General features: G+C 62.9%; 14 protein-coding genes. 2 read left to right on the forward strand and 12 right to left on the reverse strand.

All coding sequences use genetic code 11. The features are described 5' to 3' along the window. Position 1 precedes the first annotated feature (1 nt). Together AB1A62_RS00980 and AB1A62_RS00985 are read right to left on the reverse strand one after the other, a co-directional pair. Entirely contained in the window at positions 2–931 is a 930-nt protein-coding gene (locus AB1A62_RS00980; protein WP_366659269.1) for an ABC transporter permease, read from the reverse strand. After that, positions 931–2,061 (reverse strand): ABC transporter ATP-binding protein, encoded by a 1,131-nt coding sequence (locus tag AB1A62_RS00985; protein ID WP_366659270.1) that lies wholly within the window; start codon positions 2,059–2,061, stop codon positions 931–933. The genes AB1A62_RS00980 and AB1A62_RS00985 overlap by 1 nt, the downstream gene beginning before the upstream one ends. A 222-nt stretch (positions 2,062–2,283) precedes the next feature. On the opposite strand from AB1A62_RS00985, the gene AB1A62_RS00990 reads away from it, so the two are divergent. Then, complete coding sequence (locus tag AB1A62_RS00990) at positions 2,284–3,684, forward strand: aspartate ammonia-lyase (RefSeq protein WP_366659271.1); 1,401 nt, start codon at positions 2,284–2,286, stop codon at positions 3,682–3,684. On the opposite strand, the gene AB1A62_RS00995 is transcribed toward AB1A62_RS00990, so the two are convergent. From AB1A62_RS00995 to AB1A62_RS01035, 9 genes are all read right to left on the reverse strand, one after another. Then, positions 3,649–3,936 carry a hypothetical protein gene (locus AB1A62_RS00995; protein WP_366659272.1) on the reverse strand — a complete coding sequence of 96 codons (288 nt, stop codon included), beginning with the start codon at positions 3,934–3,936 and terminating at the stop codon, positions 3,649–3,651. The genes AB1A62_RS00990 and AB1A62_RS00995 overlap by 36 nt on opposite strands. Beyond that, positions 3,933–4,313: a cupin domain-containing protein gene (locus AB1A62_RS01000; RefSeq protein ID WP_366659273.1), complete on the reverse strand. Its 381-nt coding sequence runs from the start codon at positions 4,311–4,313 to the stop codon at positions 3,933–3,935. Before AB1A62_RS01000 ends, AB1A62_RS00995 begins: the two co-directional genes overlap by 4 nt. A gap of 10 nt (positions 4,314–4,323) precedes the next feature. Then, positions 4,324–5,463 carry an acetylornithine deacetylase gene (gene argE, locus AB1A62_RS01005; protein WP_366659275.1) on the reverse strand — a complete coding sequence of 380 codons (1,140 nt, stop codon included), beginning with the start codon at positions 5,461–5,463 and terminating at the stop codon, positions 4,324–4,326. A 2-nt stretch (positions 5,464–5,465) separates the two neighbouring features. Next, positions 5,466–7,535 (reverse strand): FAD-dependent oxidoreductase, encoded by a 2,070-nt coding sequence (locus tag AB1A62_RS01010; protein WP_366659277.1) that lies wholly within the window; start codon positions 7,533–7,535, stop codon positions 5,466–5,468. 92 nt (positions 7,536–7,627) lie between these two features. After that, positions 7,628–8,572 (reverse strand): LysR family transcriptional regulator, encoded by a 945-nt coding sequence (locus AB1A62_RS01015; protein ID WP_366659279.1) that lies wholly within the window; start codon positions 8,570–8,572, stop codon positions 7,628–7,630. Positions 8,573–8,605: 33 nt separating this feature from the next. Then, positions 8,606–10,102, reverse strand: a complete 1,497-nt coding sequence (locus tag AB1A62_RS01020; protein WP_366659280.1) for an aldehyde dehydrogenase — start codon at positions 10,100–10,102, stop codon at positions 8,606–8,608. 35 nt (positions 10,103–10,137) lie between these two features. Further along, on the reverse strand, positions 10,138–10,812 hold the full coding sequence (locus AB1A62_RS01025) for a DUF1028 domain-containing protein (RefSeq protein ID WP_366659282.1): 675 nt from the start codon (positions 10,810–10,812) through the stop codon (positions 10,138–10,140). A 121-nt stretch (positions 10,813–10,933) separates the two neighbouring features. Then, entirely contained in the window at positions 10,934–11,350 is a 417-nt protein-coding gene (locus AB1A62_RS01030) for a RidA family protein (protein ID WP_366659283.1), read from the reverse strand. Positions 11,351–11,481: 131 nt separating this feature from the next. Next, positions 11,482–12,756 (reverse strand): NAD(P)/FAD-dependent oxidoreductase, encoded by a 1,275-nt coding sequence (locus AB1A62_RS01035; RefSeq protein WP_366659284.1) that lies wholly within the window; start codon positions 12,754–12,756, stop codon positions 11,482–11,484. A gap of 153 nt (positions 12,757–12,909) precedes the next feature. On the opposite strand from AB1A62_RS01035, the gene AB1A62_RS01040 reads away from it, so the two are divergent. Beyond that, on the forward strand, positions 12,910–13,398 hold the full coding sequence (locus AB1A62_RS01040) for a hypothetical protein (RefSeq protein ID WP_366659286.1): 489 nt from the start codon (positions 12,910–12,912) through the stop codon (positions 13,396–13,398). A gap of 407 nt (positions 13,399–13,805) precedes the next feature. Here AB1A62_RS01040 and AB1A62_RS01045 read toward each other — a convergent pair whose 3' ends face one another. After that, positions 13,806–14,054: a hypothetical protein gene (locus AB1A62_RS01045; protein WP_366659287.1), complete on the reverse strand. Its 249-nt coding sequence runs from the start codon at positions 14,052–14,054 to the stop codon at positions 13,806–13,808. Positions 14,055–14,208 lie beyond the last annotated feature (154 nt).

Here is a 14,208-nt window from a genome sequence, read left to right on the forward strand (position 1 = left end):
CTCATTCCCCTGCCTTGTCTGCTTTGGCCTGCTGGCGGGCGGAGAACATCAGGATGATCAGCACCATGGTCAGCAGGATCATCGAAGCCGCTGCGCCAAAGGGCCAGTTGCCCGCGTTGCCCTTGAACTGCTCCTCGATCAGCGAGCCGATCATGAAGTTCTTGGCGCCGCCCAGCAGATCCGGTGCCAGGAAGGAGCCCATCGACGGCACGAACACCAGGATGCAGCCCGCCACCACGCCCGGTTTCACCGCGGGCAGCACGATGCGGCGCAGAGTGGTCCATTTGCTGGCATAGAGATCCGCAGCAGCTTCGCTGAGCGAGAAGTTGTAGCGCTCCACCGCGGCATAGACCGGCAGCACCATGAACGGCAGGTAGGAGTAGAACAGCCCCAGCTGCACCGCAAAGTTGGTGTTGACGATGTGAATGGGGGTGTCGATCAGCCCGGTGCCGATCAGGAAATCATTCAACGGCCCCTGATCGCGCAGCAGGAACTTCATGCTGACGGTGCGGATCAGCAGGTTCACCCAATAGGGGATGGTGATCAGGAACACCCAGACGGGCCGCACGTTCTCGGGCCGCGTGGCGATGAAATAGGCGGTGGGGAAGCCGATCAGAAGGCTGAGCAGCGTCGCCGCGCCGGCCTGCCAGATCGAGCGCCAGAAGATGGTGATATAGGTCCACTCGATGCTGGGCGGCTCATCCCCGAACAGCCCGCGGTCAAAGAAGAACTGATCATAAGCCGCCAGGGAGAACTCCCAGATCACCCCGCCGCGGAATTCCTTGGTCAGGAAGGAATAGATCAGCATCATACAGACGGGACCCAGCACAAAGATGCCGAGCACCGCCCAGGACGGCAGCAGAAGCCAGCCGCGGGCGTCCTTGTAAGTATCTGCGCGGGCTGAGCCGCCGCTTGCTGCGCCTGCTGCCATCAGTCCATCAGGAGGCGCCCGGCCCCCAGCTCCATGTTGACGAAAATCTCGCTGCCCGGCTCAAAGATCCGCTTGTTGCCGCGGTCGGAATTGGAGGTCCGCACGATAAACTGCGGCCCCTCGGCCAGATCGACCAGCGTGCTGATGTCGGTGCCGACAAAGATGTTCTCAGCCACCCGGCCCTTGAGGCTCTCGGCCTCCACCGGCACGTCGGACATGAACAGCCGCTCGGGCCGCACCGACATATGCACCTTGGCGCCTGCGCCGATGCCGTCCACCGAGTTGCAGGTCAGCGCATGGCCGCCGCCCAGATGGCAGACCGCGCGGCCGTTCATCACCTGGTCGACTGACACCTCCAACAGGTTGGTTTCACCGATGAAATCCGCCACGAACATGTTGCGCGGCTGCTCATAGATTTCGGTTGGGGTGCCCAGCTGCTGCATCTCGCCCGCCGACATCACCGCGATGCGGTCGGACATGGTCAGCGCTTCCTCCTGGTCGTGGGTCACGAAGATGAAGGTGATCCCGGTTTCGCGCTGCAGGTGCTTCAGCTCCAATTGCATCTGCTTGCGCAGCTTCAGATCCAGCGCCGACAGCGGCTCGTCCAGAAGCAGTACTTTAGGCTGTGGCGCCAGCGCACGCGCCAGCGCCACACGCTGCTGCTGGCCGCCTGAGAGCTGGGACGGCTTGCGGGCAGCGAATTGCGACAGCTGGACCAGCTCCAGCATCTCCCCCGCACGTTTGCGGGCGGCGGATTTGGACTTGCCGCGCATCTCCAGGCCAAAGGCCACGTTGTCCAGGATCGTCATATGCGGGAACAGCGCATAGTTCTGGAACACGGTGTTCACCGGGCGCTGGTGCGGCGGCAGGCTTTCGATCTCGTCACCGAACAGCAGGATCTCGCCTTCGGTCACATCCTCGAACCCGGCGATCATCCGCAAAAGCGTGGTCTTGCCGCAGCCCGAGGGCCCCAGCAGGGTGAAAAACTCATTATCCTTGATGGTTAGCGAAATGCGCTTGAGGGCGGTGAAATCCCCATAGCGTTTGACCGCATTGCGCACATCAATCGCATCTGTCTTATTGCCGGGCACTTGCGCCTCCCCTCTGCCGCGTGTCGTTTGATCCAGCATAGGAAGGCAGCCGGGCTGCTTTAAGAATTGACTCCCTCAGCAAATGTTAGTCTTTGCCTAATCTTTGAAAAACAAGCCAAAGCAACGCTTTAGCAAGAGCGCAAGAAGTTGCCGCTCTTGCTTCGCCTGGCCCTTAGCCTTGCAACGGAAACCGCATCTTTGGCGCATCTGCGGATCTGGCTATGGCCTAGGGGAATACTCCCAGCAGCAGGACAACAGACAATGCACAAGACACGCGCGGAACAGGACTCCATTGGTCAGGTGGAGCTGCCTGCAGACTGCCTGCACGGTATCCAGACGGAACGGGCGCGGGGAAATTTCCCGATCACCGGTGTGCCGCTGTCGCATTTCCCGGCGCTGGTGCGGGCCTTGGCGATGGTGAAATCCGCCGCCGCCCGCGCCAATGCCGGGACCGGCGGGCTGCCGCAGGACAAGGCCGCAGTGATCACCACGGCCTGTGCGGAGATCATCGCCGGGCAGCATCATGAGCATTTCAGCGTCAACATGATCCAGGGCGGCGCCGGAACCTCCACCAACATGAACGCCAATGAGGTGATCGCCAATCTTGCCCTGATACGGATGGGGCACCGGCTTGGCGATTACGCGCATCTGCACCCCAATGACGACGTGAACCACGGCCAGTCCACCAATGACGTCTACCCGACAGCGATCCGGCTGGCGGTGCTGTCCAGCACGGAACCGCTGTGTGAGGCGCTGCTAGGGCTGCAGCAGGCCTTTGAGTCGCGCGCCCGGGCCTTTTACGGCATCGCCAAGGTCGGCCGCACCCAGTTGCAGGACGCGGTTCCGATGTCGCTGGGGATGGAATTCGCTGCCTTTGCCGTCACCGTGGGAGAGGACATCGACCGGCTGCGCGATGTCAGCCGCCTGCTGACCGAGGTGAACCTGGGCGGCACGGCCATCGGCACCGGCGTCAATGCAGAACCCGGCTATGCGCCGCTGGCCTTGCGCTATTTGTCTGAGCTTTCCGGGATTGAGCTGAAACAGGCGGGCAACCTGATCGAAGCCTCATCGGACCTCGGCGCATTCGTCGCCTATTCCGGCATCCTGAAGCGGGTGGCGGTGAAACTCTCGAAAATCTGCAACGACCTGCGGCTGTTGTCCTCCGGCCCGCGGGCAGGAATTGGCGAGATCACCCTGCCCGCGGTGCAGGCGGGGTCCTCGATCATGCCGGGCAAGGTCAACCCTGTGATCCCCGAGGTGGTCAACCAGGTCTGCTACCAGGTGATCGGCAATGACCTGACCATCACCATGGCGGCGGAAGCCGGGCAGCTGCAGCTCAACGCGATGGAGCCAGTGGTGGCCTATAACCTGCTGGAATCCATCCGCATCCTGAAAAACGCCGTTGACGTGCTAACGGAGAAATGCGTGACCGGCATTACGGCTAATGCGGACCGCTGCACCGCCCTGCTGGATAACAGCCTGGTGCTGGCCACTGCTCTTGCCCCGCATCTAGGTTACGACGCCGCTGCCAGAATCGCCAAGGAAGCGCTGTCCAGCGGCCGCAGCGTCCGCGCCGTATTGGAGGAAGAAGGCAGCCTGCCTGCGGACAGGGTTGATGAAATCCTTTCACCCGCTGCCATGCTGAACGGGCCGGAGCATTAAACTCTGGCCCGAAGGTTCCGAAAAATTGCCAGCAGCGCAATCAGAAGAAACATCACCTCGATCACGGGGCCGCCGGGGTTGGGGGCGGAAGACCAGCGACAGCATCACCAGCGCACCGCCCGCGATATTTGCGGCATGGAACGGGATCTTGTCGGCAGGCAGCGCACTGCGCGTGGCCAGGTAACAGGCCGCAAAAATGATCACCGAGCCAGCAAGGCCCCGCGCGTCAAACCAGGCGATTTCCGCAATCACGCAGGGATATCCACGGTCACCGCCAGATAGGACTTGCGCGCCGCATCGCTGCGGATGTCCCACAGGACCGGGGTTCCTTTGGCAATGATCCAGCTGTCGCCCGGCCCATAGACCACGGTTTCGCCGGTGGCTTCATTGGTCAGGGCCACCTCGCCGTCCAGCAGCGTTGCGTGCTCGTGGAAGCCATAGGTGACGCGGTATTTACCCTTGGTCACTGAATACAAGCCGCCGAACACCGGATCCTCCGGGCTGCCCAGGTCAAAGCCGCCCGCGCATTTGGGTGCGCCTTCAACGGTTTCCGAGCCGATGTCCTCGGGTGTGCCCCAGGCGTCCAGCTCTCCACGGTCCATGGATTGCAGATAGGCGGTCATGGTCATGTTGATTTCCTCAATTTGTCAGATCGTCCAGGATCCGGTCCATCATCGCATCGCATTGGCTCAGCTGGCTCAGCTCCAGATATTCGTCAGGCTTGTGCCCCTGCCCCTCCATTGAGCCCGGACCGCAAACCACGGTTGGCACGCCCAGCTGGTCAAAGAAGCCGGCCTCGGTGCCGAAGGCGACCTTGGTGGTGCTGTTGCTTTGGGCGAGTTTCTGGGCGAAGGGGACAATCGGACTGTTTTCGGGCACGTCGAGACCGGGATAGGCATTGTATTGCTCTACCTCCACGCGTGCCTCCGCCGGGTAGCGGCTGCTGACCCGGTCAGCTGCAGACTGAATGCGGGTAAGGATATCCTCGCCGCAGTCGGCCGCTATGTGGCGGTATTCAAAGGTCAGCTCGGCCCGGTCCGGCACGATGTTGAGTGCTGTGCCGCCGCTCATATTGCCGACGTGCACCGTTGAATAGGGCACCGCATAGGCCGCATCCCGCGCACCGTTGGCAGCGAAATCATTCTGCAGCGCGCGCAGCTCACTTATGAAATCCCCTGCCAGGTGCAAAGCGTTAGTGAAATTGGGCGCCAGGGCCGAATGGCCGCTTTGGCCGTGGCAGACAGCACGCAGGGCCGCCTTGCCCTTGTGGCCAATGGCGACTTCCATCTCCGTCGGCTCACCCACGAAGCAGGCGCGGGGCTGACCGATCAGCGGCGCGAGGCGCTCCAGCATCTCCTGGATACCGACGCAGCCGATTTCCTCATCATAGGACAGCGCAATTTTCAGCGGCTCTTTCAGATCCGCTGTAGCCGCCCGGTCCGCCAGCGCCAAGGCGCTGGCAACATAGCCCTTCATATCGGTGGTGCCGCGGCCATAGACACGGTCTCTGTCCCGGGTCAGCCGGAACGGATCGCGGGTCCAGTCCTGCCCGTCCACCGGCACGACGTCCGTATGCGCCGACAGCAGCACCCCCTGCCCTGCGGGGCCTTTCTCTGCATAGAGCCCGGTCTTGGAGCCATCCTGCGACGGCAGCCGCATCACTGCGAAACCGCGCTCAACCAGGAATCCCTCCACATAGGCGGCAAGCTCCAGATTGGAGTTGCGGCTGACCGTGTCGAACCCGGTCAGCCGCTCCAGTATGTCCAGCGTGGCTGTCATCGTCAGTCGACGGCCAGCTCGGTGATCTCGCGGCGGAAGGGAAGCGCGTCGCCGATGTCCGGCCCGTCCAGTTCCCGCGCATAGCGGTGGCCTGCATAGGTTGCCCAGGCAATCGGACCCGGCGCGCTGGCATCCCCTATGATCTTGACCGACTTGATGCCGGCATCCGCCCAATCCGCCTCGCGGGTGTGCAGGCCCTCGTAGATACTGTCATTGCCGGTGCGCGAGGCCACCATGACCACGGCATCCGCCTCGATGTTCCAGGTACGGTCGGTGTAGGTGCAGTTGCTGACCACGTGGCTCGCGTGGATTTCGGTCACGCCACGGTTCAGTACGATCTCCACCCCGGCTTCGACCAAGCGCGGATGGATAGCCACCTGCTCCAGCGTGTTGTTGGTCCAGTCGCTGACATAGGCCGACGGCGTGACCAGAGTGACTTGTGCTCCTTTCGAGGCCAGCAGTTCGGCCAGAACTCCGCCCATGTAATAATGGTCGTCATCATAGACCACCACACGGCCTTCGGGGATGGTGCCGTCCATCAGATCATCAGGCGTATAGACCTTGGCGCCCTCGGCGATCGGCATCGGCACCACGTGCTGGCGGGAGACCCCGTCGCGGCGCCAGGTGGAGCCGGTGGCGATACAGACGTTCTCAAACCCGAACTCCAGGATGCTGTCCGCATCCAGCGGGCTTTCGCGGTAAATCTCCACATTCGGGCGCTGGCTCAGCTGGTAGTCGCGGTAATCCACCACCCGGCCCCAGGCGTTCAGCCCCGGCAGCTGGCGCTCGCGGGCCACACGCCCGCCGATCACGTCCTTGGCCTCGGCCACCGCCACGTCATAGCCGCGGCGGCAGAGCGCCCAGGCCGCTTCCAGGCCTGCCGGGCCGGAACCGACAACCAGCACGTTGGAGCTGTCGCCCTTGGTGTTCATCTTCTCCGGATGCCAGCCCTTGCGCCATTCTTCCATAAAGGTCGGGTTCTGGGTGCAGCGGCTGATCGACATGGTCATGTCGCCGGTGATGCAGATGTTGCAGCCGATGCATTCACGGATGTCTTCGATGCGGCCTTCCTCGATCTTCTTGGGCAGGAAGGGGTCGGCAATCGACGGCCGCGCGCAGCCGATGAAGTCCAGCGTCCCGGATTTCACCATCTTGGCCATCACATCCGGGCTGGTGAAGCGGCCGACGCCGACGATGGGCTTGTCGGTCAGCTCATGAATGCCGCGCACCAGCTGCTCCTGAGCGGCTTCTTCCTTGAAGCGGGACGGGCCGGAGCAATCCTCCCACGTGCCCTGCGCCAGGTCCCAGAGGTCCGGCAGGTCCTTGTTCATCTCGATATAGTCGCGCACTTCGGCGTTGGAGAAGCCCAGTTCGCCGATGGTCTCATCCAAGGAAACCCGCAGGGTGATCGCCATGGTGTCGCCCACCGCATCCCGCATGTCCGCGATGACTTCCTGGCTGAAGCGCGCCCGGTTCTCCAGCGAGCCGCCGTATTCATCCGAACGCTGGTTGGTGGCGCGGCTCAGGAAGTGCTGGAAGATGCCAAAGCCATGCGCGCCGTAGAGGCAGATCAGGTCGAACCCCGCCGCCTTGGACCGCTTTGCCGCGTTCACAAACCAGCGGCGCAGGTCCTTGATGTCCTGCTTGTCCAGCGCGCGCGCCTGCACCGGGTCATTGGTAAAGGTGCGGATCGGCAGCGCAGAGGGCGCCAGCGGCACCTCCTTGGAATAGAGGTTCGGGCCGTTGATCCCGGAATAGGCCAGCTGGATCCCGGCCAGCGCGCCGTGGGTCTTCATCCGCTCCGACATCTTCCGCAGCTGCGGGATATCCTTGTCCTCCCACAGGCGCAGCTCGATGAACGGAGTGATTTCCGAGGTGTGATGCATCTCGCACTGTTCGGTGAAGATGACACCCCAGCCGCCTTCGGCCTTGATGCCCCGCATCGCTGCCGCGGCAGAAGGGTCCCGGTAGCCGCCACCGTTGCAATGGGGCACCTGGTAAAAGCGGTTCTTGGCGGTTAGCGGGCCGATCTTCATCGGCTCGAACAGAATGTCATAGCGGGGGTCGCGCAATTTCCATCTCCTTCGGTGCAAGAGCACTCAAAGGGTACAGGATCGGGGCAAAGGAGAAAGTTGCGCTTGCGGAAGCATTGATTAGCCGCCGCCTAAGCTCTGCTGCCGTCCCCGATGCGAATCCCCGGCACGGTGCCGTCTGTGATCCGTTCCTGGCAGTAGCTGATGAAGGTCTTGACCGTTAGCACGTTCTCAGCGCCTTCGGCGGTCAGCAGCCCCATCCGCATCGGCCGCAGTTTGCCTTCGATCGGCACAAACTTCAGCTTGCGCCCGTCCGGCGCCATGTCCGTCACCGGGCGGATATTGGCGATGGAATAGCCGAACCCGTTCGCCACCAGCCCGCGCATCACCGCCATGTCGCGGGTGCGCTCGGCGATTTGCGGGGTGACGCCGGCATCCTCGAAGAACGACAGGAAGTATTCGGCGCTCAGCGGCAGGTCCAGCAGCACCATCGGATGCTGGGCCAGTTCCTCCACGGTGACGCGCTCGCGGTCCGCCAGCGGGTGGTCCTCGCTCAGCAGCGCGTAGGGCGGCAGTTCTGCCAGCGCATTGAAGGTCAGATCTGCAGGGATGTTCAGATCATAGGTCAGTGCCACGTCGATCCGCGCCTGGCGGATCAGGTCGATCAGCCCGGCCTGGTCACGTTCCAGCTGGCTGATGGTCACCGCGGGATAGAGCGCCTCGAACTGGCGGCGCAGACCCGGCACGATCAGCTGGGCAAATGTCAGCAGGCACCCCACCGACAATGGCCCCTGCACAAAGCCCGATATATTGTCAGCCAGGCGGCTGAGCGCGCCGGCCTCATAAAGAACCGCGCGCGCCTGATCCATGAACTGATGCCCGGCCTGCGTCAGCGACAATCCTTGCGCATGCTTGCGCACGAACAGTTGCAGACCGAATTCGTTTTCCAGCTGCGACACCGCCGCCGAGATCGACGGCGAAGACACGTTCACCTTCTCCGAGGCCAGGGCAATGGACCCGGCCTCGCCGACGGCGACGAAGTATTCCAGCTGACGCAAGGTGAAACGCAAAGGCATGTCAGCAACTATGCCGGAGCGGGACCGGGCTTATCAAGCCCGGTACTTGATCCAAGTGGTTTTCAGCGCGGTATATTTTTCCAGGCTGTGCAGCGACAGGTCGCGCCCGAAACCGGACTGTTTCATGCCCCCGAAGGGTGTCTGCGCCGACAGGGCATCCACCGTGTTCACCGAAACCGTGCCCACCTGCAGCTTGTCAGACACCCGGCAGGCGCGGCTGAGGTTATCGGTCCAGACCGAAGCTGCCAGCCCGTAGATGGAGTCATTGGCCATGGCGACGGCCTCCTCCTCGCTGTCGAACGGGATGACCGAAAGCACCGGACCAAAAATCTCATCCCGTGCCAGCGGGTTGTCGTGGCTCACGTCATCAAAAATCGTCGGCTGCACAAAGCAGCCCTTGCCATCCACTGAGACGCGCGCGCCGCCCGCGACCAGGCTTGCCGACGCCTTGCCCGCTTCGACAAACCGCATGATGCCCTCGGTCTGCTTCTCATCCACGATGGCGCCCATTTTCGAGGCCGGATCCAGCGGATCCCCCGGCTGGGTTGCCTCGGCGCGGGCGATCAGTTTCTCGACAAAGACGTCCTTGATCGAACGCTCCACGTAAAGCCGGGAGTTGGCCGAACACACCTCGCCCTGGTTGAAGAAGATGCCAAAGGCAGCCATGTCGGCAGCGGCGTCCAAATCTTCGCAATCCGCGAACACCAGGTTGGGGGACTTGCCGCCGGTTTCGGGCCAGACCTGCTTCAGGTTCGATTGCCCCGAATACTGCATGAACATCTTGCCGATGGCGGTGGAGCCGGTGAAGGCGAGGCAATCCACGTCCATATGCAGCCCCAGCGCCTTGCCCGCGGAGGCGCCATAGCCCGGCACCACGTTGAAAACCCCGTCCGGCACGCCCGCCTCAGCCGCCAGCTCCGCCAAGCGCAGCGCAGACAGGGGCGATTGCTCTGCCGGTTTCAGCACCACCGAATTGCCCGCCGCCAGCGCTGCCGCCGCCTTCCAGGTCGCCATGTCGAGCGGGAAGTTCCAGGGCGTCACCGCCCCCACAACCCCCAAGGGCACGCGGGAGACCAGCGCCAGATCGCCCGGCCCGGTCGGCGCCACTTCGTCATAGACCTTGTCGACTGCCTCGGCATACCACTGGAAGAAATGGGCGGAACCGGGCGCGTCGATGGCGGCCGCATCAGTCACCAGCTTGCCCATGTCCAGGGAGTCCAGCAGCGCCATCTCCTCGAGGTTTTCGCGGATAAGGTCAGCAAGCCGCAGCATCACCGTCTTGCGGTCGCCCGGCGCCTTCCGCGACCAGCGGCCGTCCTCAAAGGCCCGCCGCCCGGCGGCCACTGCGCGGTTCACGTCTTCCTCACCGCATTCGGCCACATGCGCCAGCACCTCACCCGTTGCCGGGTTCACGCTGGCAAAGGTCTTGCCCGAGGCCGCATCCGTGAACTTGCCGTCAATGAAGGCCTGCCCGCGGAAGGTCAGCGCCGCGGCGCGGGATTTCCAGTCGTCGTAAGTGTAGTCCAGCATGTCTTTCTCCCTGATGCACCGCGCCTATCCGCCGTTCATTCGTCGCCGGGAACGCCGTAGGACGGCGCCTCGCGCGGGTCGAGCGCGCGCTGGACATAGGCGTCCAGCTGCGGCTTGTAGATCTCCCAGGCGGCGGCGATGTTCTCGACCGGGCAGTCCTCGGTCCAGTCGCAGCGCAGGTCGGCCACCGGCCAGCTCACCGTGTCGACAATCTTCAAGCCGGCCGAATGCACCGGGCCGGCTTCGCCTCCCGCTGCCAGCCCGGCGCGCATTGCGGTAACCAGCCGGTCGCCCAGATGCCCCTCCGCCGCCTGAAACCCGTCCACGATCGCCTGGCACACGCCGTCATTGGCCAAGAGGTTGCCGCCCGAGGCCACATCCTTGCCCTCCGCCTGGGTCCAGATGCCAAGGCTGTTCGGCCCGGAATGAATCGAGGTGCCGCCAAAACGGTCCACCGCCAGCACCTGGCGGTATTCGATGAACTTGCCGCGCCGCTGTACTTCCTTCACCGCCTCAGCCGCGGTCATACCCTGCTCCATCAGGTCCAGCGCCAGGGGACCAAGGCTGGGGTCGGTCACATTCTGGCTCGCCACCGCGCCAACACCCGCGCGGGCATAGGAACAGCGGGCCGCCACCGCAGGCGAGGACGACGAGATTGCAATCCCGAACATCCCTGTCTCCGCGCAGCGCGCCACAAGCGAAAATGTCATCGTCTTTCCTCCTCACCAGCCACTGGAGATGATCCGTTCTTCATCTGGCCGGAAATATCCTCGGGGGTGAATTGAGCCGCAGGCTCAGGACGGGGCAGACAGCCCCCTCCCTGCTTCCGGGTCAATCCGGGATAACCGCCGTGCCGTCGATCTCCACCAGCCACTCGGGCCGCGCCAGCGCCTGCACCACCAGGCCAGTGGAGACGGGATGCACGCCTTTGATGTATTCGCCCATGGTACGGTAGACCGCTTCGCGGTGGCGCACGTCGGTGATATAGACCACTACCTTGACCAGGTGTTCCATCGAGCCGCCGCACTCTTCGATCAGCTGCCGGATGTTCTGCATCACCTTATGGGTCTGCTCCACCGGATCGTGGCTCTCGATATTCTTCGCATCATCCAGGTTCTGCGGGCACTGGCCGCGCAGGTAAACGGTCTTGCCGCCCTGGGTCACCACCGCCTGGCACAGGTCGTTGTCCAGGTTCTGTTCCGGGTAGGTGTCAGAAGTGTTGAATTTTCGGATGCGGGTATGGGCCATGGTGTCCTCCTGGCATGACGGGGTGGCGGGGCCGGCCGAACTCAGTGTTTGCCGGTGAACGTCTCATGCGCGGCGGGACAGCCAAAGGAACTTCTGGCTACCCCTTGCTTCGGCTGCGGCTAAGCCGACACTCAGATCTGATCCGCGCGGCGTTCGGCGGGGCCGCGGTAGGCCTCATAGTCGCGCTGGATGGCGATCTGGTCGGCCACATGCTTGGCATCATGCCAGACCCCCCAGATGAAGGTGGAGCCGCGCCGCGACTGCCAGGGCAGTCCCAGGAAGTAGATCCCCGGCTCGTTTGACACACCGCGCTGATGCTGCGGACGGCCCCTTTCGTCAAAGGCATCCACTTTCATCCAGTCAAAGTCCTGGCGGAAGCCGGTCGCCCAGAGGATGGTGGTGATACCCTCCTTCTCCAGATCCAGTTCCCGGATCGGATGGGTCAGGCTCTCCGGATCCGGGAAGGCCTTGCGCGCCTCCGGCTCCTCCGGAAGACCGATGCCGGTGCGGGCGACATAGGCGTCGGCCAGATCCAGCATCTTCAGGTAATCGGCGTCGCCATTGGCGATGTTCTCCTGCAGGTCGCCTGCAAATCTCATGGTTCCATTGTCATAGGTTTCGGTCAGCCCCAGCAGGGTCACACCCTCTCCCGCCAGCCGGCGGAAGTCCATGGTCCGGCCGCCGTATGCGCCGCTGACGGAGATCGTCACATGTTCCTTGCCCGGTTCCTGCGCCGCCTGGTCCCACAGGCCCAGAACTCCCAGCCACCAGACAAAGTCGCGGCCCCGGTACATGCGCGGCGGGCGGTCGTGCGGGCCGACCGACAGGAAGACCTTGCGACCCGCGCGGTTCAGCTCATCGGCAATTTGCGCACCGGAGGAGCCTGCGCCAACCACCAGCACAGCGCCTTGCGGCAACTGCTCCGGATTGCGGTAATGGAAGGAATGCAGCTGGTTCACCTCCGCCCCTTCCGGCACGACCGGCGGGATCACCGGATGCTGGAAGGCGCCGGTAGCAGCCACGATGCGCTGCGCCTCGATCACCCCATCCGAGGTTTCGACCCGGAACCCGCCATTGCCGTTGAGGCGCTCGGCCCTGGTCACTTCGACGCCAGTGCGGATTGGCGCGTTGAATCGCTCGGCATAGTCTACAAAGTAATCCGCGATCCGCTCCTTGCCGGCAAAGGCCTCCGGGTCGGTATCCGTGAACTCCAGGTTCGGGAACCGGTCATGCCAGGCCGGACCGTTGGCCACCAGAGAGTCCCAGCGGCCTGTCCGCCAGGCCTCGGCAATCCGGTTTTTTTCGAGCACCAGATGCGGCACGCCATGGCTGGTCAGATGCTCGCTCATGGCCACGCCGGCCTGTCCGGCCCCCACAACCAGCGTGTCGATCTTTTCATTCGGCATGTCTTTGTCCTCTTCTGGCAGTCTGCGTGAGGTGCGGGTTTCTACAAGCCTTTAGCTTTGCCCGGCGCGGCCTCCGCTCAGGTGCGGTGCTGCACAAGAAGTTCCACATCCGCTGGTTCGGCAAAAGAAATGTCTGGCTTACCTGTGCTTCGCTTGCAGCTAATCAGCTGCGGCGGCTTGCACTCATTCGGCAAATACAGCGGCCCGGCGGATGCAGCCTCTGGAACACTCTCCCAATTGTGTGAGATTTGCATTTGCGCGTTGCAGCTTTGGCTGCATCCCTATGGTCCCGGACCGGGAAATGCTGGTACAGGCCGAACATCTGTTCGGGCTGCTGAACCGGTCCAACAAGGGTTTTGGGGATTTGCCGCGCGTGACCTGAAGGCACCGCTGCAGGCGATTTCGCAGGCCTACGCCCGGTTAAAGGAAGACGCTGAAGACAAGCTTGAAGAGGAAGCCTGCGAGCATATTGCCCTCATGCTGCAAACCTCCCGCGCCCCCCGCGGCGTTGAGCGCGCCCGTCAGCAGAAGGCGGCGGGTTGCATCATCGGGCACAGCGCCGGCCACGATATTTTAAACCGTCCAAATCATTTAGGGGGCGATTGGATCACGGTCCGCTGCCCTCGCCCCGGCGCCCCGTGAACTTAAACTCAATCCAATTGCCGGTGCCCAATTGCCGGTGCTTTGGCTGCTATCCTGCCCCTGAGTGGTGCAGGCACTCCCGTTTGCAGGCAAGCGGCTTTGCAGGCGTGCGGCGCTTTACCTGCGCGTATTGTCCCTTACGCAGGAAAGGCGCAACCGTTCCGGGCGCCCGCATCTTCCTGCAACAGCTAGAAACCGCCAGGGATACGAGGACCCCGCTGTACGTGCCCGCCAACGGTCTCTGCACTTGGAATGGCGTAGCCGCACCCGCTCCGATCGCGGCACAATCAGCCGACGCTTTGTTTGCTCCGGCCTTTTCTTGCAAATTCCAGCTGCCGCAACACCCCGCCTGCAGCCAGGAAACACTCATAGGTTCGGGAAGCTACGTTCACTGCAGTGGCGGAAACTTACGCTTTGCACTCCCAGGCCCGCTTGACCAGACGGTCCTTGCGGTCGAACCAGTAATTCTGCTCGTTTGCGCTCAGCCTGCTGGGATTGCGGACAACTGCATCAGCCTGTGCCAGCGCCTGAGGCACTTGCCGGCACGGGTAGTACTCCGGCGCTGTTACTTCCGCCGCCTGTTCACCTTCAAATTCTTCGCATCCGCTCAGGAGTGTGCCTGCCAAGGCGGCCGCAAAAAAGCTTACCATTTTCATTTCTGACCCCTTTTTGATCTCCAGGAATAACTCAGTCTTCCGTTCAGTTTTCGTCCGCTTTCAGTTCCATTTATTTTTGCCCGCTTTGGCACGGTTCGGCATATGCCAAACTGCAAGGGGAAACAGAGCGTGCCAGTCTTTTTCCCCAGTTCAG

It is taken from the genome of Leisingera sp. JC11 (assembly GCF_040704725.1).
GTDB lineage: Bacteria > Pseudomonadota > Alphaproteobacteria > Rhodobacterales > Rhodobacteraceae > Leisingera.